Source organism: Microcoleus sp. S13_C5 (assembly GCF_036700845.1).
Classification (GTDB): Bacteria; Cyanobacteriota; Cyanobacteriia; order Cyanobacteriales; family Microcoleaceae; genus Microcoleus.
The window spans coordinates 1-22988 of record NZ_JAUBPR010000107.1 but is presented as its reverse complement, the minus strand read 5'-3'; the positions used below and the strand labels follow the sequence as shown (position 1 = coordinate 22988).

The 22988-nt window shown below is 46.4% G+C and carries 16 protein-coding genes and 1 pseudogene; 5 read left to right on the top strand and 12 right to left on the bottom strand.

What is annotated here, in order from left to right; all coding sequences use genetic code 11:
* Window positions 1-313 precede the first annotated feature (313 nt).
* From QUA04_RS22725 to QUA04_RS22685, 9 genes are all read right to left on the bottom strand, one after another.
* Entirely contained in the window at window positions 314-538 is a 225-nt protein-coding gene (locus tag QUA04_RS22725; RefSeq protein WP_333261032.1) for a hypothetical protein, read from the bottom strand.
* Window positions 539-779: 241 nt separating this feature from the next.
* Window positions 780-1520, bottom strand: a complete 741-nt coding sequence (locus QUA04_RS22720; RefSeq protein ID WP_333261029.1) for a low-complexity tail membrane protein — start codon at window positions 1518-1520, stop codon at window positions 780-782.
* 405 nt (window positions 1521-1925) lie between these two features.
* Window positions 1926-5096, bottom strand: a complete 3171-nt coding sequence (infB, locus tag QUA04_RS22715; protein ID WP_333261027.1) for a translation initiation factor IF-2 — start codon at window positions 5094-5096, stop codon at window positions 1926-1928.
* Window positions 5097-5478: 382 nt separating this feature from the next.
* Entirely contained in the window at window positions 5479-5793 is a 315-nt protein-coding gene (locus QUA04_RS22710) for a YlxR family protein (protein ID WP_333261024.1), read from the bottom strand.
* A gap of 286 nt (window positions 5794-6079) precedes the next feature.
* The gene (gene nusA, locus QUA04_RS22705) at window positions 6080-7366 is read right to left on the bottom strand and encodes a transcription termination factor NusA (RefSeq protein ID WP_333261021.1); all 1287 of its coding nucleotides are present in this window, start codon (window positions 7364-7366) and stop codon (window positions 6080-6082) included.
* A 270-nt stretch (window positions 7367-7636) separates the two neighbouring features.
* Entirely contained in the window at window positions 7637-8104 is a 468-nt protein-coding gene (gene rimP, locus QUA04_RS22700) for a ribosome maturation factor RimP (protein ID WP_333040953.1), read from the bottom strand.
* A 489-nt stretch (window positions 8105-8593) separates the two neighbouring features.
* Window positions 8594-8755 carry a thiamine S protein gene (locus QUA04_RS22695; RefSeq protein ID WP_333261018.1) on the bottom strand — a complete coding sequence of 54 codons (162 nt, stop codon included), beginning with the start codon at window positions 8753-8755 and terminating at the stop codon, window positions 8594-8596.
* A gap of 59 nt (window positions 8756-8814) precedes the next feature.
* A complete protein-coding gene (locus QUA04_RS22690; RefSeq protein ID WP_333261015.1) occupies window positions 8815-10206 on the bottom strand; it encodes a response regulator in 1392 nt (463 codons plus the stop codon).
* The gene (locus QUA04_RS22685) at window positions 10203-13028 is read right to left on the bottom strand and encodes an ATP-binding protein (protein WP_333261012.1); all 2826 of its coding nucleotides are present in this window, start codon (window positions 13026-13028) and stop codon (window positions 10203-10205) included. Before QUA04_RS22685 ends, QUA04_RS22690 begins: the two co-directional genes overlap by 4 nt.
* A gap of 1044 nt (window positions 13029-14072) precedes the next feature.
* Here QUA04_RS22685 and QUA04_RS22680 point away from each other — a divergent pair.
* Window positions 14073-14214: pseudogene (locus tag QUA04_RS22680) on the top strand (IS5/IS1182 family transposase); the annotation flags it as partial.
* Between the two features lie 13 nt (window positions 14215-14227).
* Here QUA04_RS22680 and QUA04_RS22675 read toward each other — a convergent pair.
* Window positions 14228-15679 (bottom strand): hypothetical protein, encoded by a 1452-nt coding sequence (locus QUA04_RS22675; RefSeq protein ID WP_333261009.1) that lies wholly within the window; start codon window positions 15677-15679, stop codon window positions 14228-14230.
* 609 nt (window positions 15680-16288) lie between these two features.
* On the opposite strand from QUA04_RS22675, the gene QUA04_RS22670 reads away from it, so the two are divergent.
* Window positions 16289-17788 carry a GUN4 domain-containing protein gene (locus tag QUA04_RS22670; RefSeq protein ID WP_333261005.1) on the top strand — a complete coding sequence of 500 codons (1500 nt, stop codon included), beginning with the start codon at window positions 16289-16291 and terminating at the stop codon, window positions 17786-17788.
* 302 nt (window positions 17789-18090) lie between these two features.
* On the top strand, window positions 18091-18270 hold the full coding sequence (locus QUA04_RS22665) for a hypothetical protein (protein WP_333077141.1): 180 nt from the start codon (window positions 18091-18093) through the stop codon (window positions 18268-18270).
* 128 nt (window positions 18271-18398) lie between these two features.
* On the opposite strand, the gene QUA04_RS22660 is transcribed toward QUA04_RS22665, so the two are convergent.
* On the bottom strand, window positions 18399-18926 hold the full coding sequence (locus tag QUA04_RS22660; RefSeq protein ID WP_333261002.1) for a P-loop NTPase family protein: 528 nt from the start codon (window positions 18924-18926) through the stop codon (window positions 18399-18401).
* A gap of 357 nt (window positions 18927-19283) precedes the next feature.
* On the opposite strand from QUA04_RS22660, the gene QUA04_RS22655 reads away from it, so the two are divergent.
* Complete coding sequence (locus QUA04_RS22655; protein ID WP_333261036.1) at window positions 19284-19850, top strand: nucleoside monophosphate kinase; 567 nt, start codon at window positions 19284-19286, stop codon at window positions 19848-19850.
* A gap of 124 nt (window positions 19851-19974) precedes the next feature.
* On the top strand, window positions 19975-20691 hold the full coding sequence (rph, locus tag QUA04_RS22650; RefSeq protein WP_333260999.1) for a ribonuclease PH: 717 nt from the start codon (window positions 19975-19977) through the stop codon (window positions 20689-20691).
* A gap of 78 nt (window positions 20692-20769) precedes the next feature.
* Here the strand turns inward: rph and QUA04_RS22645 are convergent, their stop codons facing one another.
* Window positions 20770-22950 carry a tetratricopeptide repeat protein gene (locus QUA04_RS22645; protein ID WP_333260996.1) on the bottom strand — a complete coding sequence of 727 codons (2181 nt, stop codon included), beginning with the start codon at window positions 22948-22950 and terminating at the stop codon, window positions 20770-20772.
* Between the last annotated feature and the right edge of the window lie 38 nt (window positions 22951-22988).

Sequence of the window (22988 nt, the reverse complement as noted above, 5' to 3'; positions counted from 1 at the left end):
AAGTTACATCAGCAAATATTTGGAATTGGTTTACTCACTGCTGTTATTGTACCTCACCTTTGTAAGAAATGCTATAGATAGCGGCCGCAGTCGCTTTGTCTGGGGGGTTTCAGGCTAATTTTCTCTTGATTTCTCTGAGAGTGTGTTGCAATTAGAATGCGGGAATTAATTCCGACTAAGTAAGGAGAAATACTGTCCCCTGCAATTTGATCTCCGAAGTTCCGATCGACACTCACATAGCATATTGGAGGGGATGCCAGCAGAATTAGCCTGTAAAATTCACAAACCCTGACAATATTTTGTTTTACGGCACTCAGTAAGCCAAAGTTTCTAAAGTTTCTCGCAGATAGGAACGAACCTGCTGATCGATGGTGGCATTTTGCTGCTGACGCTCAAAATTGAGTTCTAGCTGCCAGCGCTGAAATCCTGAACTTGAGCCGATCGCGGATTTGAGACTGCCCCAGATTTCAGAATCTTCGCACAGCTTGATCGGCTCTGCGGCTTGAGGCTCTTCTGCCATCGGTAGATAATTCGCCATATTTTTATACCTCTGTTTTAATCCCCTGTAAGGATTGAAAGCTGACCTTGACACTATCTATTATAGATTCTTCTCTCCAGATAGCCAATATAAAATATCCACAACCTGCGATTGAAAATTAAATATTAAGACTATTAATAATCTCTATCTGAGGATGGGCCTTACCTATTTTTTGGACAGCATACATCTGTACAAATTAAAGTAGCTTAAACTACAATTGTCCCCCTCTTAATTTTTTATTTCACTTTTTTTCGCTCGACTGTTCTGGTAGAGATGTAACGCCGTTGGTGTCAGCAGGTTCTGGGTTGACAATACTCCCGGCTGACGAATTCCCTATGCCGGATGCTGGCCCAATTGACTCTGCAGGTGCAGCCACAGCCGCAGTTGTCTCGGCTGCAAAAGCCGGCAAAAGTCGATCGACTTGCCAAGGCGCGATCGTAAAATCCTGCCGAATTTTTTCTAAAACATGAGGCTTTGTCGCTGCAAATTCTGATTCCGGCGTCAGCAAAACCGCCATGACGCTAGCAGACACCTGCAAAAACAAATTGCTAGCTAAAAAAGCAGAAGCTGCCAACAACAATCCAGCCCACCGCCAGGAAGGAGGAAAGGGAGCCACTGAAGCCACGAGGGGAGCGAATCTGTAAAGCTGCCACAAAATTACTGCCAGCAAAACAGCAACAAATAGAGCAAGTCCTTTATTTAAGTTAGTTTTAAACCGAGTCAGAATCCGGTGCTGCACAGAAGTTAAATTCTGCGGTTTTACCGCCACAACTAAAATACTAAAAATGTAAAAAGGGCGGAACCACTGCATCCACAGCACAGGAACAATACCTGCTACAGCCACTAAAAATATTTCTAACCAGACAGGGAGCAGGGGAGAACCCACTGCGAGTCCCAGCAAGCACAGTCCCAGGAATATCGGCAGTGTAGCCGCCCCAGAAAGGTGAATCCACAAAAAAGGATCTGACCAAAAAGAACGCACTTTAAATAATTATGAGTTATGAGTTATGAGTTTTGAATTTTGAGAGTCTGGGACGCACTCTTGACCCAGAAATCCGGTGCGAAGAGTACATTTCTAGAAGTCAAACCGAGCATCTTAGGAGGAAACTCGGTTGCTTTGCGTAAGTCTTATTTTAGTTTTAAATTTTGAATGTTCAGCGACAGCGAAGACGATTAGGACGTTGTTAATTGCTAACATCTTTGCTTTTATTGCTTCTTCATTCTTTACTAGATAACTAAAACCTTCTTCCTTCTGCTCTAAGTTAAAAACAAAAGTTGAGAGTGATGAGTTTGGGAGTATTGAGTGAAGAGAAGAGTTGCGAGCGATCGGCAATTTGGTTGCGATCGCTCAAAAATTCTCTTCCAACTCAACACTCACAACTCAAAACTATTGAGAGAGAGTCCGGCGCTTAGTAACCATCCGGTAGGCTTCAATCATATCGCCATCCGCCCAGTCGCTAAATCCGCTCAAGGAAATGCCGCATTCAAAGCCAGCATTGACTTCCTTGGCATCTTCCTTCATCCGTTTTAGGGAGTCGAGGACACCTTCGTAAACGACATTGTTGCCCCGGCGCACCCGCACCTTACAGTTACGGATGACTTTGCCAGAGAGTACCATACATCCAGCCACAGCCCCGCGACCGATCGCGAAGACAGCGCGCACTTCGACTTGACCCAAAGGTTCTTCCACCAATTCGGGTTCCAGCAGGCCTTCCATGGCCCCTTGAATGTCATCCAAGAGGTTGTAGATGATGCTGTATTCCCGCACGTCTACCCCCGCTTGGTCAGCCGCGAGGCGAGCATCGGTGGCGAGAGTAGTATTGAACCCGATAATTACAGCATTACTGGCTGCAGCGAGGTCAATATCCGTTTCTGTAATTTCCCCAGGAGCAGATAGCAGCAGTCGGAGTTGAACTTCTTTTTGAGGAAGTTGAGTCAGAGCGCCGACAATTGCTTCGAGGGAGCCTTGGACATCTGCCTTCAAGATCAAGTTGAGTTCCTTGAGAACGCCTTCCTTAGCTTGTTGAGAGAAGCCGCTGAGGCTGATCCGGCCGCCTTGCAGCAGGCGGGAATCTCGTTGGGAGGTAGCTCTTCCAGAGGCGATCGCCGCAGCTTCTTTTTCGTTTGCGAAGACATCAAACTCGTCTCCGGCGCGAGGAACTTCCCGCAGCCCCAGCACTTCCACCGCGAAGGATGGAGTTGCGTGCTCTACGCGCTCGCCCCGGTCATCGATCATTGCCCGCACCTTGCCCAAAGCCGAGCCTGCGACCACAATATCGCCCACTCGCAGAGTGCCGTTCTGCACCAGGAGAGTTGCCACAGGCCCCCTTGCCTTGTCGAGGTGAGCTTCAATGACAGTACCCTTAGCTGGTCGGTGCGGGTTGGCGTTGAGGTCTTCCATTTCCGCGACTGTCAGAATCATTTCCAACAGCGTATCCAGGTTTTCGCCTCGGATCGCGCTGACTGGAACCATTGTGATATCGCCGCCCCAGTCATCTGCCACCAAGCCGTACTCAGTAAGCTCTTGCTTCACCCGTTCCGGCTGAGCACCCTCCTTGTCAACTTTATTGATAGCCACGACAATTGGCACTTTCGCCGCTTTCGCGTGGCTGATCGCTTCAATTGTCTGGGGTCGCACGCCGTCGTCCGCCGCCACCACCAAGATGGCGATGTCCGTAACCCGTGTTCCCCGAGCCCGCATCGCTGTAAAGGCTTCGTGACCCGGCGTATCCAAAAATACCACTTGCTGGCTCTTGCCTTCGTGTACCACATCCACGTGGTAAGCACCGATGTGCTGGGTAATGCCCCCAGCTTCTCCCTGAGCCACCTTGGTTTTGCGGATCGAGTCGAGCAAGGTAGTTTTACCGTGATCCACGTGACCCATAATTGTTACTACTGGGGGACGGCGTTCGAGGTATTCCAAATCAGCTTCGTCCAGCATCTCGATCACTTTGATAGCTGGGGCTACTTTTTCTGGGGTTTCCACCTCTACGCCCATTTCTTCGGCTACCATCCTCACCGCTGGAATGTCCAGGGTTTCGGTAATATTGACCGCAATTCCTTTAGAGAACAGCCGCTTAATAATTTCGGTTTCGGGAACAGCCAGAGTAAGTGCTAGTTCTTGAACGGTCATCGGCCTGCTCAGCAGGAGCTTTTCTGGACGTTCTACCTTAGCTTCGGCTGTTTTGCCCCGGTTGCCGCGTCCCCCGCTGGAACCTGAAGAAGAACTTTTATCGTGAGAAGGGCCCGGTCTCTTATTTTTTCCGCTGCTGCCGGGTGCGCCCGGAGTTGGTGTTGACTTGGGTGCTGCTTGTCCCTTCGCTTTAGCTGGGCGGGCTAGGGACAGGCTGACCGTGACTGGTGCTGGCAGATCCAAGCCGTTTTCTAAGTCCTCGTCATCCTCGTCTATGGGTTTGAGACGAGAACGTTTTGCCTTAACAGCCTTGGCAGCTTTGGCAGCATCTGAGTTTTCGTCATCATCTTCTTCCCAAATGACCGATGTCTTTTTGGCAGGACGAGGAAGAGAGGGCCTTTCGAGGAGAGGAATCTCCAGCAACGGCGTATTATCTTCTTCATTGTCATCAGTGTCATCCCCTAGGGCTCCGGTGCCGCCGCCCCGGCTACGCAGCCCGGTAGCTGACGTTGCGGGGGCAAGGCTCCGGCGCTGCCCACCGGGCTGGGGTCGATCGGCCAGTGGAGTTTTGACTGGGCCACCAGCGCCTTCCCGGCGCGGTCTTTGCGGGTCGCGAGATTCGGTAGCAGATCCCGGTGCAGGTCTGCTGGGGCGGCTCGGTTTAGCCGGCGCTTCCAGAGTTTCTGACTGTCCTGATTGCTCTTGCTCGGTTTTTGCAAGTTTGAGTACCGGCTTGTTTCCCAGATTTTGTGGGTTACGGCTACCCGACTCGGACGCCGCTCTGACTGGCGGCGACGTGAGTTTTGCCGAGGGCGCGGGAGGGGCGCTAGGCGGTTGCTGGATGCGTTCTGGAGCCTTTTCCGACGGCGGTTGAGGTGCCGCAGGTGCCTGAGCCTGGGCGGTGGTTTCCGGGGCGATCGCACCTACAGTTTCCGACACTATTTCTGACGGAGCCGCCGACACAGCGACATTTGGCTTCGACAGTACAGGTCGATTGATATTCGGTTTAGCTGGAGGCTGGAGTTGTTGAGCGGCAGGCGACTTGGGAGGAGTTGCCACGGTTGCCGCAGGCTGGTTTTTGTTCTCCTCGTTGCCTGCAGGCTGGGAGTTTGCACCAGCCGGCCGTACTTTTGGACTGCGTATTTCTAAAATTTGCTGCTTTTTTTGTTGGTCGTTAGGGTGAGGGCCAGATTCTCTAGATGGCGCTGCTGCTCTTTCGGGTGGAGCTGGCTTGCCGGGGGAAGAGTGGCTACTGGCTACGTATTTTTCCGCCGTTTTGCGAATGCGCTCTGCTTCGGATTCTGTAATTGTGCTGCTGTGGCTCTTGACTGAAATATTGAGCCGCTCGCATACTGCCAAGATGTCTTTATTATCCAAATTTAGTTCCCGTGATAATTCGTAAATTCTTACTTTGCCGTTGTTCATCCACTCTGCCCTCTTTTGTGCCAACCAGTTTTTACATTTTGATTTTTTGTTCTAATGACGACATCATTCGCTGTGATTGATTCAGTGTCAGGAATCAGGGTTTTGGTACTCGCTCAGCAATTTTATCTAAAAGATGCAACTCGCTGAAGTCTGCGGTTGAAGAATTCTCAAGTCTGTTTGGGAACTTGGAACTCCGAAGTCTGAGTTTTGGCAAAACCCACTCTCTCAAGCTTCAAAGTTTGCCTTTCCACCTTGAGGATACCTCTGCTAGTACCCTACCCTTATCTAATCTGACACAAATCTTTCCAGACTGGTGGGCAGATCGGATTGGGGTTTTATAGCTGGCGCTACCGGTAATTACTGGTAGGGCTGCCAAGAGGGTTTATACAGTCGATGCCGAACTATTGTCGGTTTTTCGTCCGGCCAGGCCAGAGGAATATGTACAGTCAGATGTGGCTAAACGCTGCCAAAGTGTTTGGTACAGTTCGTCAGACACAGGTGCTTTGAGCGATCGCCCAAGTCGATTTTTTTTCTGAGCTGCTTTGAGGCATTCTGATTCCCGACAAAGGTAAACAGAACGGCCCATGCCACGATCTAATTGTACCTGATGAGAAGGATAGAGCCTGACTACTCGCCAAAAAGCTTCCTTATGAGCTATTTTTCGACAACTTGCACAGCACCGGTAGTTCGGTTTCATCGGAGTGAGAGGGGGAGTAGGGGGAGAGGAGGGAGTAGGGGACAAGTCCTCCTTGTCTCCCGAAGAGAGAAAATCTTATGAAAAGGAGTCAGAAGACAGAATTCAGAATTCAAAATACGCCATGCCTCAAGTCAGGGGTAACGGTCACAAAAAGAATTTTTTCGTCTCCACGATTAAAATCGGGGGCTTTCAACCTCGATTCTCCATCCTGTCCCACAGAACCCATTCTGGATTCTGGCTCCTGGCTCCTGAATTCTGAATTCTTCTTCGCTAAATGCCACAGTTTTTAGACTGCGGCTTCGGTTTCCTCCGTGGCGCCTGCCTCCTCTTCCTCAAATTCTGCGGTTTCCTCCTCGTCGTAGTCGCCTGCTTCGTCTGCGTCGTAGTCGTCTGCTAGTTCTTCAAGCCTAGTTGCTTCTGCTGCCAATTTGCTGTCTTCGGCGGCGCGATCGTACTTAGCAATATCTTTGATATCGATTTTCCAACCGGTTAGGCGGGCTGCGAGGCGCACGTTCTGACCTTCTTTGCCAATGGCAAGACTCAGTTGGTCTTCAGCGACCAAGATGTGAGCTCTCCTACCTTCTGGAGCAACTAAACGCACTTCATCTACTCTAGCGGGACTCAGAGCGTTGGCAATATAAGTTGCTGGGTCTGGAGACCAGCGGATCACGTCGATTTTTTCGCCGCGCAATTCGTTGACTACTACCTGAATCCGCGATCCCCGCGCTCCGATGCAGGCTCCTACAGGGTCTACGTCGCGATCGAGAGTATCAACTGCTATTTTAGTCCGGGGGCCGACGTGCCGGGAGGGCGGATTTGCCTCCCTGGCTACGGCGACAATCCTCACCACCCCGTCTTCTATTTCTGGTACTTCGTTAGCAAACAGGTAAACCACCAAACCTGCGTCGGCTCTAGAAACAAGTAACTGCGGCCCTCTAGTAGAGCCTTCGCCTACTTTTTTGAGATAAACCTTGAATGTAGCGTTTGCCCGGTAATTGTCGTTGGGCAACTGTTCGCGCTTAGGGAGTTCGGCATCTACTTCGGGCTGACCGAAGCTGCTGGTGACTGCTAAAATCACCGACTGCCTCTCAAACCTGAGCACTCTTGCTTGAAGAACGGTTTCTTCTAAATCTTTAAACTCTTCTTGAATCATTTTGCGCTGTTGGTCGCGCAGTTTTTGAGCGAGAACTTGTTTGGTCTGGATCGCGGCCATGCGACCAAATTCTTTTTGATTTGGTGTTACGTCTACGAGCACGATGCTACCCGGTTGAGCTTCCGTGGCTACTTCTTGCACTTCCGTAAGTGAGATTTCGTGATCGGGATTGATGACTTCTTCGACAATAGTTTTGTTGGCTAAAACGCGGAAACCTTCTTGTTCTGCGTCGAGTTCTACATCAAAGTTGTCGAAGTATTCTTCGCTGAAATGGTCGAGTTTTTGGGTACGGCGGTAGCGCTCGTATCCTTTGAGCAGGGCTTCTCGCAAGGCTGCTTGGACGGCGTGTTTGGGTAAATTGCGTTCTTTGCTAATACCTTCGACCATTTCTTTTAGTCCGGGCAGGGGAACCATTGACATATAAAACTCTCCTTTTTTGCTGTGGTAATAAGTAACTGGTAATCGGTAATTGGTACTTGGAAATTTTCAAGTAGAAGTGATGACAGATGAGTGATGACTTACTGAATAGGATTAGGGCAACTTGGTGCTGTAACAATTTATTTCTTGTCCCTATTCAACCCGCTGCTACAGATAGGATTGTTAAAAATTAACTCGCAGCCAAGCGTTTCCAGCTTGCTGCGAGGCAATCTCAAAACTCAACACTCAACACTCAACACTCACAATTTCCCTTTACATCTCCTTTCCTTCGTCTAGTTCAACTTTGACAATCTGAGGGCGGGGAATTTTAACCTGTCGCCCTTTTTGATTGAGATAAACCGCTGTTTCATCCCGGCCCAGGAGTAGTCCTTTCCACTCTTTGATTCGCGAGTCGGGTTCGGTGGTTTTGGCTGTCACTGGGAAACCTTTAAAGGTAATAAATTCTCGATCGCTGCTGAGCAATCGGGATATTCCGGGACTGGAAATTTCTAGCACGTAGGCATCGGGTATGATGTCGGCTGCCTCTAACTCGGCATCGAGGGCTGTACTCATGCGCTCGCAGTCGGCTAAACCAGTGTCTTGTTGGAGATTGCGGATATCTACCCGCAAGACGGGAGGATTTTGGTTGGTGTGAAACACTGCTCCCACTACTTCCAATCCCAGTGTTTCCGCAACGGGGGTAGCTAAGTCAATGATTTGTGGGATTAGGGGATGAGTCATATCGAATACTTAAGTTAAAACTCCTAAACTCGGACACGGGCAAGGAAAAATTTGTTGTTGAGATTGCTTGGCTTTGAGGTGGTTTGATTAGGTGGCTGCGACTTTCGTCTTCAACTTTGGGACTTACCCAACATCCCAGCAGGGGATCTCAAGCGGGGGGGTACCCCTACTAAATCAGTCCTCAACTTGCAAGTCAGACGCCCTGAGCCCTTTTCCTGCGACTAATGCAACAAAAAAAGTGGGCTTGACCCACTCCTAGGTAAAACAATTTCTTCCAAGAAGTTTGAGGACTTCTTCCGATCGAAGGGAGGCCTCAGTTCTCAGTTTAGCTCGATCGCCCGCCCGGTGACAAACCGATCGCCCTCGGGAAAGTGTTCAAGGGGAGAGGGGGAGAGCTGACAGAGAGAATGAGGACGACTTCATCACCGTTTTGGAGTGGGGTGAGGCGAGGGCAAATTCCTGGTTGATACTGAAGCCGGTGGGTCCCCCCTAGAACTGTTGGCGATCGGCACTCAGGCGTTCTAGGACTTGCGATACGGGAGTTTTTTTGCGAAATTCTAATTTCAGTTCGGACAAGCCCTGTGCTTCTTGATAGGCGGCAAAGAGTTTGACAGTGATGGTGGTTGGTAGATTAGACAGGGGCGATCGCAAGATTAACGGTATATTGACAAAACAGCAAAACTAAGATCAACCCTAAAAAATCCCCATTACTAATGCTGAATTGGAAGCTCAATTACAAACTCTACCCCCCATTCGGGCGAGGAAATGCAGGTCAGCTTACCACCATGTTTTCGTTCTACAATCTCACGGCTAATAGACAAACCTAAACCTGTCCCTTTACCTACTGATTTAGTAGTAAACATCGGCGTGAATAAATGCTGCATTACTTCCTGAGTTATGCCAACCCCATTATCAGCAATCCGAATCACCACTCTGTCATCCTGAAGCATTTCAGTGCAGATCCGAATCTGTGGAGTGTCATTGCTCTGTTTCTTTTCCCCGCACAGGGGACAACTAATCGTAGACTCTTCTAAAGCATCAATTCCATTCGCCAATATATTCATAAACACCTGATTAAGTTGCCCCGGATAACACTCTACTAGCGGCAATTCCCCATACTCTTTTATCACTGCAATTCCTGGGAAACTTCCTTTAGATTTCAGTCGATGCCCTAAAATTAATAAGGTACTATCTAGCCCATCGTGAATATTCACGGGCGTTAGTGCCGATGTATCCAAGCGAGAGAAATTACGCAGTGACATAGAAAGATTGTAAAGTCGCTCTGTTCCTACCGCCATTGAATCAATAATTTTTGGCAAATCTTCAACAATAAAATCTAACTCAATCTCCTGGGACTTATCCTCAAATTCTGATGTCGAAGTAACGTTGTACTGGCAAAGCCGAGTCATCCCGATCAAATCGGCAATATATTCCTTGGCAATAGGGATATTATTGGAGATAAAACTAACTGGATTGTTAATTTCATGAGCTACCCCAGCGACAAGTTGACCAAGGCAAGCCATCTTTTCACTTTGAACGATTTGCACTTGAGCTTTTTTAAGATTCTCCAAAGCTTGAGAAAGTTCAGCCGTTCGTTCTTCCACTCGTTTTTCTAACTCCTGCGCGAGCTGATGTAACGCTGCTTCTGCTGCGAGCCTGTCTTCTATTTCCCGTTTGAGAAGCAGATTTTGGTCGGCGAGAGTTTTAGTAAGAGAACGCAGTTTTAAATGGAGGTTGACGCGAGCTAACACCTCCTTTTGTTCAAAGGGCTTAGTAATGTAATCCACAGCCCCTAGATTAAAGCCTTTGATCTTATCTCCTATGTCAGACAGAGCCGTCATAAAAATTACAGAAATTTCGTTCGTCAACGGACTTGCCTTCAGGCGATGGCAGGTTTCAAACCCGTCAATTCCTGGCATCATCACATCTAAAAGAATCAAATCAGGCTGAGTATATTCAGCCTGTTCAATGGCAGTTTCACCATCAGTTGCTACCAATATCTCCCATCCCGAACCCGCTAAAGCTTCAGAAAGCACGTCCAGATTGCTAGGATTATCATCGACGATTAAGATACTACTTGTTTCCATATTTGCTGTATTCATTCTTTTTCTATCCTGTGGGATGTAATAAACTCTTTTATTTTTTTGACCTGATAGCCTTGGGCTAACTGGCGCAGCTCAACAGCAAAGGACACAAATTTTTGATCCAACTTCTCTAGGTGCTCAGTGCGTTTCACAATTCCTTTCACATTGCCTCTCATCGCCAGCTCAAGTAAGAGTTCAATTTCTCCGGGCGGGGGAGCAACTACAGGATTGGATTCAGAAAGTAATTGAGGATCAGAGGAAAAGGGAAGAGGGCTGATTTTTTCATTTTTTCGTTTCTCATATATCCATTCAAGTTTTAAATACTTTTGCAACATCTCAAATAGCTCTTCTGCCTGCACAGGCTTACCGAGAAAATCGTTGGCTCCCCCATCCAAGCTTTTATGTTGATCGGTAGCAAATACACTGGCAGATGAAGCAATGATTGCCACGTCTTTATACCATGACAAATTTCGGATACGGCGCATCATTTCAAAGCCATCTAACACTGGCATCACTAAGTCAGTGATAATCAAATCGAACTTAAACTCTTCTACTTTTTCTAAACCTTCTTGACCGTTTTTAGCTTCGGTTACTTCAAATCCGATAGGTTCCAAAAGATTGACAATGACTGAGAGATTTTCCCATTTGTCATCAACCACCAAAACTTTCTGCTTTCTACCTTGGTAGCCAACCAGCTTTCTTTGCTTGGCAATCGTGGCTGTATTTGCCCAGTCTGCCGCTTCCGGTAAATCCAAATCTAGGCAAAAAACACTGCCGACTCCTGACTGACTTTTTACTTGAATTGTACTACCCATCATTTCGACAATTTTCTGGCTAATTGTTAAACCGAGCCCGGTTCCTTCCGCCTGACGCTTGCTGTCTCCTACCTGTTCAAAAGGCAAAAATATTTTTTCTAATTGTTCTGGTGTCATACCAACGCCAGTATCTTCTATTTGAAACCGAAGTTTGTGAATTGGTGAGGCTGGCTTTTGCTCATTGCTTTGTAACTTTTCACCTGTGCCCATTTCCAGACGTTCTATCTTAAAAGTCACTCGTCCCGAGTCTGTAAACTTAATTGCATTGCTCAGTAAGTTAATAAGTACCTGTCGCAAGCGTTTCTCGTCAGCGTAGATGCCAGCAGGAATTTCCAAACTGGGTTGATAAACAAAAGCAATTCCTTTTTGTTCGGCTCGGATGCGGCAGATTTCGGCGACTCCCTGCAAAAAGGAAGGAAAATGTAAATCTTTCGCGTACAGTTCCAATTTCTGAGCTTCTATTTTAGCGAGGTCTAAGATGTCATTGATCAGGGTTAGCAGGTGGGAGCCACACTGGTGAATAATACTGATGCCTTGGAGTTCCTTCGGGGCCATCGTTTTTGAGCGTTCTAGGATTTGAGCGTATCCTAAAATGCCATTGAGTGGTGTTCTCAATTCGTGACTCATATTGGCTAAAAATTCACTTTTAGCTTGGTTGGCAGTATCAGCGATTTGTTTGGCTTCCGTGAGTTCAGCAGTGCGTTCTTCTACTCGGATTTCTAGCTCGGAATTGGTCTTGGCTAGCGCCTCAAAGGATTCGCGCAACTGTTGTGCCATTAGGTTAAAAGACTGACCCAAAACTTCTAGTTCTTCTACGCCTTTTACCTGCACATTTTTCTCTAAGTCGCCACTGGCGATCGCCCTAGAAGCTGCGCTCAAACGGAGAATCGGGCTGGTAATCCAGCGTGCGGTTAAGATTCCCAAAACGGTAGCCAGCGCCAAGGCTCCCAAACACAACAAAATGGTAGTCTGGGTATTGGCGTTAATTTGATCCATGAAATCGCTTTCAGGAACTACGACGACGATCAGCCAGTCCAATCCTCGGCTATCCTGAAAGGGCATAACTTGGAGGAATTGCCGCTGACCGGCGATCGTAAAATCCAATTGCTGAGAGCTGCTAATTTTAGTGAGGTTGCCAAAGCGTTCTTTTAAATGCGCTGTTGTCAGCCGAATTAAATCATCTGTGCTATCTAAAGCATTCAGGCGATCGAGCTTGTCATTGTTGGTGATAAATGCTTCTTTGAGAGTTGAACTGGCTACTAGGAGTCCAGAACGTTCCATAATGAATGTCTGTCCCGAGCGACCGATGTTTAAGCTGTGCAGGAAGTCACTGAGGAAAGAGATCAGAAAATTAGCAACGAATACCCCACGCAGCTCGCCACTTTCGTCATAAACTGGATGTCCGGCAGGAAGCGAGAGCGTTTTCTGACCTGTAAGCGAAAAAATTTCGCTCCATGTGGGCTTGCCTAAGCGTACACTGTCTTTATACCATGAACGCCTGAGTATATCGTAGTTTCGGGAGACTTTTAAGAGCTTCGTTTGATTGCCTTTGCTATCAGATTCATAAATATGAAGTTCATTTCGATGCTCTTTGTCTGCTATTTTAAAAACTACTTTGCCATTCTCTTGGCGTTCAATGGCAATGAATTCTCCAGTTTGAGTAGCAAAACCCATATTGGGCAGAGAAGGAAAGGCTTGAATTTGCTCCCACAAATAGCGCTCCGTACTCTCCAATTCGTCGGGATTTAAGTATCCTAGGCGAAGGGCATTGGCATTCAGTTGATTGACGCGAGGGGCTGTGTCTAGGTAAGTGTTGAGCTGTTGCTGGATGCGGGCCGTAATTTCACTTCGCAACTGACTAGCCACTTCGTTGACTGCTTTTTGCCCGTTGCGTAAGGATAGCCAGCCTGTCAGCCCGACGGCAGCAAATATTTGCAGAACGAATGGGAATACTAAAATCAGGCGCAGGGACACCTTTTTTTTAGAAGGGTTTGACAGGAAAGTGGTTGCAGAGGTCTGTGACATTGATTGCTGTTACTCCTGGGGTAACGAGTTGGCTGAAAAATCTCAGTGGATTTAGTGAAATGAGGCTGAGGAAATATATATTGAAAAGCAATCTACCAATAGTCCAGACAGTTTTTATAGCGCCCAATGGCTTGTGCTCGCTTGACTTTGAGCCACTGTGGATAATTAAATCAATGTCAGCTCCACCGCTGACTTACATTTAATTCGACTTTTTTATGCTCCTTGCCCCGCGTAAGCTTGTAGTATCGTTCCCAAAACTGTCCGGAGTATTGATCTACAATAGTTATTGAAAATTTTTACACAGTAACTTGCTTGAACCCGCCTAGCTACTTACGTGTTTACTATGAGAGCTTTATAATTATAGCTGACTAAAGATGCTGACGTGCCTAATTTTTTTCCTAGCATTTGTAAATGATAAAAGCAGTTAGCAATCCTATCTAATAGATTACTTGATTGACAGCTATTTGTCGGAGTTTTTAACTTTACTTTACAGAGTGACGCTATAAAGTATAATCTCATCAAACTTACATATAAATTGATATAATATACTTCTAAAAAAATTGACCTTTCTCGCTAAAAACATGACACGCCAGACCGCTGAGAACCATAAGGGCGGTCTAACTCACTACCCCGCTGAAGATTTGATGCACAACTCTGCAGATGACTTTGGTAGAGAATGCCGATCGCACATGAAACTTTACAATTAAACCAAGTTTCATTTGCAGGAGTTACAGCAGGGTAATTGCTAATTGCTAATTGGGGAAGAACAAAATAAGTAGAGCGGTGGAGCAGAGGGGATTATGACACAGGATAGGGCTGAGAAATATTCTTTTAATTCAGGGAAATTATTTAAGCTTAATAGTGAATTTGGTATTAGAGGTAAACACATGGCTGGCAAGGATTTTAAGGTTCTTCAAATCCGAGAGGCTAGGGTTTCTCATCAGTTGATGTAAAGGAAGGTAAAGGAGAGATACAGCCGACTAGAAGGATTCGATCGCCATGACAAGTCGCCGTTATGCCCTAGGGGATTAACAGTGGGAAAGGATCAAAGATTTGTTGCGCGGATGTGAAGGTTATGTGGGTGGGACAGTCTGCCTAAAATTGGTTTTTTGTAGAAGCGGTTTTGTACCGCTACCCAGCGGGCATCCCGTGGCGAGACTTGCCCGAACGGTTTGGAGACTTCCGAGTGATGACACGCCCTAACGCGGGGCTATCCGTTGCAGTTCTTTGGCTTGTTCTAAAATTTTCTCGAAGTCTTCTTCGCTCAACCGCTGAATGTAGTTGATTTTGAACTCTTCTAGGAAGTCGCACAGCAGCAGTTGTATTTCTTGCCAGGTTTGCTGCTGTTGCAGTTCGGTTCCTAAAGCTTGCCCGAAATGTTGCACTAGCTGGCTTGAGAGTTTGATGCTTATGGGGTCTTCGCTGGCGATTTTGAAGGCTTCGTAGGCATCTTGGGGGCCGAGGGTGGCTAATTTTGAGAGTTCTGCAACTAATTGCTGTGCTAGCTGTTCGGGCAGGTTTCCCAGGCCGGGTACTTGCTTCCATCCTTGATAGAGGGGGGATTGTTTGAGGAAGCTTTCAATATTGTACCGGAGGAGGGCTTCTAGGTCGGGCTGGAGTTGGGGGAGGACTTTGTAGACGGTTATTTGGACGAGATGGGTGGCGATCGCTTCTATTTCATTGATATTGTTGATGTCTAGATAGCGCTGTTTTTTAGATTGAAATAGTTGACGAGCCAGTTCGCCTGTGGTAATTGATTGTTGCATCTGGTTGATGAGTTGAATTACTACAACTTCGGTCAATTCTTGGGCGAAGTTGGCGACGAAACCTCGGCTGATTTGGGTGCGTATGGGTTGGAGATCCGGCATTTTGGCTTGGTGGATGCGAATTGTGACGGGTAATACTCGCAACAGGCGCCAGAATGGGAGAAGCATGAAGATGTCGTACCATCGCCAGAGCATGGCTGCTCGCCAAGTGACGCTGCGGTGGCGGCGGGTGATCCAGTAGGTACGGGCTAGAAATTCGATCGCAAATATGGCAATGAATGGCAGGTCGATTAGCCAGAAGTTATCGGTGAATTCACCGTTTTCTCCAATCTCGCGGAAATAGTTGGTGGCGATTAATGGCTTGATTTTGGCGTCAAACCACTTGATTTCTTTTTGCCAACCTTGTTTGTTTAAATAGTCTTGGCTCCAGAATCTTTGGAATGATTGTTTAGCGGAGTCTTGCGGATTCGGGACGCGATCGCGCATCCGGTCTTTTATTTTTTCTAGGGTGCCACTTTTTGATGCTACTCGAAAGGGATCTTCATCGATCATTTTCGCGCTCAGATTGTTTATTTCGTGCAATTTGGCTGCTACTTGGGGAGAGGGCAACCCTGTTTGCACTACTTGAATTTTTAATTCTTCTAAGGTTTCCAAATATTGCTGGGTGTCTCGGTGGGGTTTAATTCCTTTAAATGGGTCGTATACTTGAGTTAGAACTGGCAGTTGCCGGAAGTAGAAATCTCGTCCGGGGACGTAAGTTATGTCAAATAATACTAGGCTTAAATTTCCTAGGGCGACCAATGCCATGACCCGCTCGAACCAAGGTACTTTTGGTGATTTTTTGCGAGAGTTTGGAGTTTGAGAGGGCTGTAGTTTTAGTGTCACTGACTGTTCCTAATTAAGTAGACAGATGAAAATAGATGTAACTCGTAATAGTTGAAAAAAGGAAATAGGGAAAACTGGCTAATTGTCTGGTCGCGCTCGGATTGCGATCGCGGAAGCTAGTCTTTATTTTAACGTGCGTTTGTTGGGGAGTTTTGGATTGTTAATTCCGCCTGGTTAGCTAATAAATTATGCTGCTAAAATATTAAAGCCGATCGAAGTTGACGGAAGCTGTGGCTCCCGTTAGTGTGCTTCTCTCTGGCAATAAAATTATATCTTAGGCGGAATCCTCAGTTTTTTTGGCCTTGCAGAGCTCACGGGGCTGGTAATAAATTACTATTTCTGTTTGATCTGGTGGCTCTTTGACCGCTAAATCAAGTGTATTGCACCGAGCGGAGTCTAAGGTTAGATATGGACTTCGAGTTTGAGGTCAAACCCTCAAGAGAGTTATACTTGCTCAGGGGCAGTCTGGCGAGAGCGCCCCCTCTGATCGCGAGGGTGACTGCCGCCTCCGTAAGGTTCGAGGTCTCGCCTCTACAAAAACCAGCTCGCGATCGGACTCTTGAATAATATAAAACCCTGAGTATAATTTTGTTCGCATTTTTTTAATATATGACATACTGCCTTAATCTCGATTGCCCAAGAGACAAGCGTCAGAACCCACCAGGCACAAAGTATTGTCTTAATTGTGGTTCAAAGCTGCTGCTAAAAGACCTTTATGCAGCAACTGAACCGCTGCGCGATGGGGGATTTGGCAGGACTTTCCGAGCTGTTAATCATGGAAAATTTGAGGAATTGTGCGTGATTAAACAGTTGTCGCCCCCTCAAGAGTTTCAGCGGAAGCCCGGCCATTTTAAAAAATATGTTCGACTGTTTGAACAAGAGGCAAGGCGGTTATACGAACTGAAGCACCCGCAAATTCCTCAGTTAATTTCTTATTTTGAGGAAGATGGGCGCTTGTATTTAGTGCAAGAGTTTATTGATGGAAATAATTTAAAGGATGAGTTAGATAAGTACGGTGCTTATAGCGAAATTAAAACTTGCGAACTGCTGTTAGATTTGTTGCCTTTATTGAAGTTTGTTCACGACAGAAATGTAATTCACCGTGATATTAAGCCTGAGAATGTGATCCGCAGATCTCGCGATCGTAAGTTAGTGCTAATAGATTTTGGGGTTTCTAAACAGGTAGTAGCTGCTGCTCCGACCAAAACAGGAACTAAGTTGGGAACTCCTGGCTACGCGGCTCTAGAACAGCGTCACGGTAGGGCTGTTCCTGCTAGCGACCTTTACAGTTTGGGGGTGACTTGCATTCGCTTGCTGACTTCTGTTATGCCTTATCTCGATATCTACGGGGACATTCACGATGACCTTTACGACCCGCTTGAAGGTCGCTGGCTTTGGAGGGAGGCTTTGCCCAAAGGAACACAAATTAGCGAGGATTTAGGTCAGGTTTTGGATAAGTTGATTCAGGAATATGTTAAAGACCGCTACAAATCGGCTGTGGAAGTTTTGGATGCTTTAAAACCTCCTGTTATTGTTGTCCCAGCGCTGGAAAAGTCGCAGCAGGTAACTGTTGTTAGTCCTTCTGTACCGACTCAACCTGTGACTGATTCTCCGCTAATTTCTGTGAATTTAGAGTCCGAAAAAGGTATTGATTATTCTCACTTGGCAAGGCTGCTGGCTGCCAAAAATTGGCGTGGTGCTGATGAGGAAACTTCTGTGAAAATGCTGGAGGTGATGCAGCAAAATTCACGGGGTTATTTGAGCGAGGAAGATATTAGGAAGTTTCCAGCTAAGGATTTGCAGACTATCGATCAACTTTGGGTGCGGCACAGTCACCGCAGATTCGGTTTTTCTGTGCAAAAGGGTTTGTGGCTCAAGTTGGGGGGGAAGCCTGGTGTTTATGATGCTACAGTTTGGGAGAAGTTTGGCGATCGAGTGGGCTGGCGGGTTAACAGCCAGTGGGTATACTATTCTGAGCTGAATTTTACTTCTAAAGCAAAGCCTGGACATTTGCCGGGGGGGACTGTTTTTGGGTGGGAAGGCGGGGTTTTGTGCGGTGTTTTGGGTTTAGGTGGGATCTGGTTTCTGCTGTCGCGGCGGGATTTGTAGAGTGAAGGTAGAAGGTAGAAGGCAGAATTTATTAGTGAGGCTGCACCCCAAGCCAAGTCGAAGTGTTAGTCATGAAAGAGTTTTGAGTTGGGAATTAAAGAGTTAACCAGTTTTGAGTTTAATCATCTGTTATGTAGAAATTACCTCTAAAAAAAGCGAAAAATAAGATATAATCACAAACCCTTTTTTTTGTGCTATGTTCTTAGAGAAGGGCAAGTTTGCAAAGTCAAAAGCCAGTCCTCGACCGTGGGCAACCATGGGGACTGGCTTTTGCTCCAATTTACCAAGGAGATTTATCTAGTATGTTGCAAGAAAAACGTCTCAAGCCGTGGACTATAGTTCGCTCGCTTCCAAATGTGGAAAAGGTGGTTGTGGGTGAGTTTCGCAGTTGGTCTGATGCAGACGGTCACTTGAAAATTCTCAAGCGGATGGTGCCGGCGGATCGATTGAGTGTTGTGTTCGATCCGGTAGTTCAAGCGTAACGTCGCTGGTAAATTGATCAGCGTGCGATCGCTCTTTGAGCTAAGCGATCGCCTCTTTTTTTAGATACTGTTTTTCTACATAAAAAATGCGACCGCTAAAAAGGATCTCGCAACTTAAATCATTGTCCTTAACTGCGGCGAATTTCAGTAATTTGGTCGGCAACATCCAAAATTCTTTGCGGCATGGATGGCCCGGTAAAAATCATATCCAAATGATGCGGCTTGCTGTCAATCAATTCCACCACTTCAGCTTCGGGAATCAAGCCCAAATTAACCGCTAAACTCAATTCATCGAGAATAACTAAGGCATAACGGCCTTCGCGCACCGCATTTTGAACATACTGCCACAATTGTTCGATCGATCGCGTCTCCAGCTCATCTAAATCGGCATTCTCAATGCAGCGTGACAAATCGCAGCGCACCCAATCTAAATTTTGCCCCAGCCGCACCGGATGCTGATGCCCTTGATTAATTCCCCCTTTGAGGAACTGCACCGCTAGCACGGGAGATCCCTGTCCTGCAATTCTGAGGGCCTGAGCCATGACACTGGTAAAAAAGCAGCGGTGCGGGCCTGTAAAGACTTGCACCAGCCCTTGAACTGTGTAGGGCAAGCTGTGGTTTAAATTTAGTTTAGGGGTTTGTAACTGAGCAACCATAGGGCAATATTTAATCAGCAACTAAGTCTTGAGTGCAGCTCCGACCTTGGCGTGGCTGAAGCCTGCTTGACAATATATAGTGTACGGGGCCGAGTGCACATCGCGATCAAACACTATATATACAAGTTGTCAAAAGCTCGCAGCAGTGGCATTCGCAGTCGTTTGTTCGATTTTTGAACTCAATTAGCACTTAGGCAGAAACGGGATTTTTTACTAAAATACGGCGTGGAGCTTGACATTTATACAGTTATAGGGTGAAAAACCAAGGTGATGAGAGTCTGGCGGCGTCCAGGGCTTTTAAGAAAAGGTACAGACATCGCGTAAAATTTGAATGTCGCGGCACTAGGAGCAGGGACTGTGAGAGTGGTGATTCTGGGAGGGCCAGGAGCGGGAAAGGGAACTCAGGCTGAACTACTGTGCAGCAATTTGAGCCTTCCTTTGCTGGCTGTGGGGGACATTCTACGGGAGGCGATCGCAGAAGACACAGATTTAGGTAAGCTGGCGGTGTCTTATGTCGAAAGAGGGGAATTAGTTCCCGACGCAACTATGATTCAATTCTTTCGCCGCCGACTGCTGCTGTGGGATGTCTTTAATGGCTGGGTATTGGAGGGCTATCCGCGAACGGCTTTTCAAGCTGAGGAATTGGATTTTTTGCTGGAGGATTTGGCTCAGCAGCTAGATTGGGCGATTTTGTTGAAAGTGCCGATCGAGGTTTTGGTGAGCAGGTCGATCGAGCGCGATCGATCAGATGACCATCCTGAAATTTTACAGCGTCGGCTCGATTTGTTCCACGAACGCACTATTCCTCTTTTAGAGTATTACGAATACCGCAACAAACTGTTAACTGTGGATGGCGATCAATCGCCCGAACAAGTCCAGCAGGATATTCTCCAATTGATCGAGGCTAAAGGTCAATACTCATAGCATTTTAGATTTTAGATTTTAGATTGAATGACTGCATATTTAACGAATCCAAAAAGACCGGAAAATTAATACCCAATTTTCAATTTTTAATACCCAATTACCCATTACCAATCACCTAAATATTATGTCTTTCCAGCGTCCAGATGGCAGACAACCAAATCAACTTCGTCCGATTAGTTTCGATCGACAGTTTACCAAATTTGCTAGCGGCTCGGTGCTCGCAAAAAGTGGCGATACTCAGGTACTTTGCAGCGTTACAATCAAGCCGGGAGTGCCGAGATTTCTGGAGAATACCGGACAAGGTTGGCTAACAGCGGAATACCGAATGTTGCCGGGATCGACACCGCAGCGGCAAGAGCGGGAATTTATGAAATTATCGGGACGGACTCAAGAGATTCAGCGGTTGATTGGGCGCAGTTTGCGATCGTGCTTGGATATGCAACTATTGGGAGAACGCACCATACTTGTGGATGCCGATGTTTTGCAAGCGGATGCGGGGACTCGCACGACTTCAATTAATGGCGGATTTGTGGCTGTGGCTGATGCTTTGAACAAGTTGGTGCAAAAAGGTGATTTAGTGCGATCGCCCTTGATTCGCCAAGTGGCGGCCGTGTCTGTGGGACTTTTGGAAGGCGAGCCATTTTTAGATTTGAATTATCTTGAAGATGTGGCGGCTGAAATTGATTGTAATGTGGTAATGAATGGAGATTTGAATATCATCGAAATTCAGGGAACTGCGGAAGAAGGAAGTTTCAGCCGGAGTCAGTTAAATCAAATTTTGGATGTGGCAGAAACTGGGATTCAGGAATTGTTGGAGGCTCAGCGGCAAGCTTTGGTTTAGATAATTCGGCGGTTGAAACCGCGTCTACACAAACGAAGTCCGCCTTCGCGGACTAAGAGGGTATTTATATATCTAAAACTAAACTTCGTCGCTCTTACCTATTGCCTTTCGCACTTTCTCAACTTGCTTAGGTGCTTCCATTTCATTGAAGAGTCGAATCGCCTCTTGAAACGCAGTCTGACTCTTCTCGGTATTACCCATCTTTTGGTAAGTTAAGGCAAGTTGATAATTAGCCTCAGCTAGATCGCATTTTGCGCCGATTTTGTCTAGCAATTCGATTGATTCTGAATGATGGGAAAGCGCTGTTGCAAATTCTCCCTGTTCTCGATAAAGCTCTGCTAGACCACTTAAAGCTTTAGCCTTAACCTGAGTGTAGTGAGTTTTTTCGGCAAATGCGATCGCTTGGCGGAACATTTCAAAAGATTTTTCAGGTTCTCCTAAATTTTTATAAGTTAGGCCCATAAACAATAAGCTATATCCTTTACTCCAATAACTATTATCTATTTTAGAAATAACTAATTCTGCTTGTTGTGCATAACTCAGAGCGCTCTCTTTAAAGCCTAAACATGAGTTCAAAAATGCTAAACAGTATAAATAGTCTTTCTCATTCTTAGACAAGCCATGTTCTGAATCGTGATGATTACAAATAACTTCTATGTTTTCAAACAATTTGACAGCTTCTTCAAGTTCCCATAAATCGATTTTACAAAGTCCTGTATTAATTAAAGACCAAGTTTTCCACTTTTTAGCCTCAAAATATATTGAAGGGCTTAAATTAATAGATAAAAGGGTACAGTCCGCTGCTTTGAATGATAAACTGTGACATTCAATTGCTGGGTTTATATATCCAGTTAACCAGTAGAAATCCCCTAAAAGATTATACAACCACATACTCAGTATATGATTATCTTTAACTTCGCTAATAATTGAATTAATTGAATAAACCATTGGTTGTAACAAACCCAACCTATAAAACGCAACCCCCAGACGTTCTCCCTTTTTCCAACTGGTATCTCTCCTTCTCACAATTACAGAGCCAGCTTGCTCAAAGTCGTTAATTTTTACACAGTGATAGTAAGCCTCAAAAGCCCTCAGTGCATCTTCTACAGTTTCAACAGTCTTAGCACTATCCGTCCAAAACTCTGCTGCTTTGCGATTCGCCTCTTCCCAATCTTCACTTGCTCTCAAACGTGCGATAGCCTCTTCCCGAATCATCGGATGCAGCCAATATTCTCCTTTGCAGAATTCTACCAAAGAGCGATTTCGCAACGATTCAATAACTCGTCTGCGCTGTATTTCTGGCAGATCCCACAATAAACACAACAATCCTTCAGCGCTCACAGTCGGCACATCTTGATAGCGATAGCATCCTAAACGGCAGAGGAGTTTATAGGCGGCGGAGTCGAGTTCTTGGAGACGGTTAAACTGACTGGTTACTAAATTTTTTAAATCTGTCTTAACTAACGGATCTGTGATATTTTCCCGCCAATAAGCCACCATATTTCCGTCAAAGTCCTCTCGAATTGCACCGCACAAAATACCCATTGCTTTTGCATTACCACCATAGGTGTTGTGCATTGCATTGAGAGTCGGAATATCAATATCAATATTGCGACTGCCGAAAAACTGTTGCCATGCCGATTCATCCAATCCGAGTAATTCGTAATGATCGACACTCACTTCAGGATCACACAGGCGATCGCGACTGGTAATTAGCGTCACTGATAGTACCGTCGAGTCAGCCAAAATTCGCAACAACTCTACATAGTGGCGATGCGGTTGAATAAATCTACCTTGTCCATCTAGCGCTGGTTCCAGGTTATCAATCAACACTCCTACTTTGCGCGTTTGAAGTTGCCGTTTGAGCCTGCCAAGCATCACTCCAAATTCCCGCCCCGGTTCTTCTCCAAAGTCTCGCTTCAGCCATTCTTCAATCACGTTTTCGACGGGAGTAATATTTTCCGTCTCCTTCGCCATCGGGATGTCTAGCACTAAATCAAATCCTTGGGAACGGAGATATTGTTGCGCCAAGGTTGTTTTACCTATACCGCCGGATGCTTTGATGACGATGATTTTTGCGCCTTGGCTGATACGGGTGTTGAGGGAGTCGATCGCCTCTTCGCGTCCCACAAAATTCTGGTTTGGTACTGAGGGATGTGCGATCGGCCCTTCACCTTCTTGTGATGGTGGTGGGGCTGGGAGTGAGGGGCACGATCGCTCCGGCTCTCCTGAGTTTATGGTGTAAAATAGATCAACCAATACAGTTATAGTGATGAGCTTTCATTTAGACTATCTAT

Bases quoted from the DNA above. Each gene is read 5' to 3' on its own strand.
- QUA04_RS22670 (WP_333261005.1), top strand. From the start codon at position 16,289: ATGACATACTGCCTTAATCTCGATTGCCCAAGAGACAAGCGTCAGAAC.
- QUA04_RS22660 (WP_333261002.1), bottom strand. From the start codon at position 18,926: ATGGTTGCTCAGTTACAAACCCCTAAACTAAATTTAAACCACAGCTTG.
- rimP (WP_333040953.1), bottom strand. From the start codon at position 8,104: ATGACTCATCCCCTAATCCCACAAATCATTGACTTAGCTACCCCCGTT.
- QUA04_RS22665 (WP_333077141.1), top strand. From the start codon at position 18,091: ATGTTGCAAGAAAAACGTCTCAAGCCGTGGACTATAGTTCGCTCGCTT.
- QUA04_RS22710 (WP_333261024.1), bottom strand. From the start codon at position 5,793: ATGAAACCGAACTACCGGTGCTGTGCAAGTTGTCGAAAAATAGCTCAT.
- QUA04_RS22685 (WP_333261012.1), bottom strand. From the start codon at position 13,028: ATGTCACAGACCTCTGCAACCACTTTCCTGTCAAACCCTTCTAAAAAA.
- QUA04_RS22690 (WP_333261015.1), bottom strand. From the start codon at position 10,206: ATGAATACAGCAAATATGGAAACAAGTAGTATCTTAATCGTCGATGAT.
- QUA04_RS22725 (WP_333261032.1), bottom strand. From the start codon at position 538: ATGGCGAATTATCTACCGATGGCAGAAGAGCCTCAAGCCGCAGAGCCG.
- infB (WP_333261027.1), bottom strand. From the start codon at position 5,096: ATGAACAACGGCAAAGTAAGAATTTACGAATTATCACGGGAACTAAAT.
- nusA (WP_333261021.1), bottom strand. From the start codon at position 7,366: ATGTCAATGGTTCCCCTGCCCGGACTAAAAGAAATGGTCGAAGGTATT.
- rph (WP_333260999.1), top strand. From the start codon at position 19,975: ATGTCTTTCCAGCGTCCAGATGGCAGACAACCAAATCAACTTCGTCCG.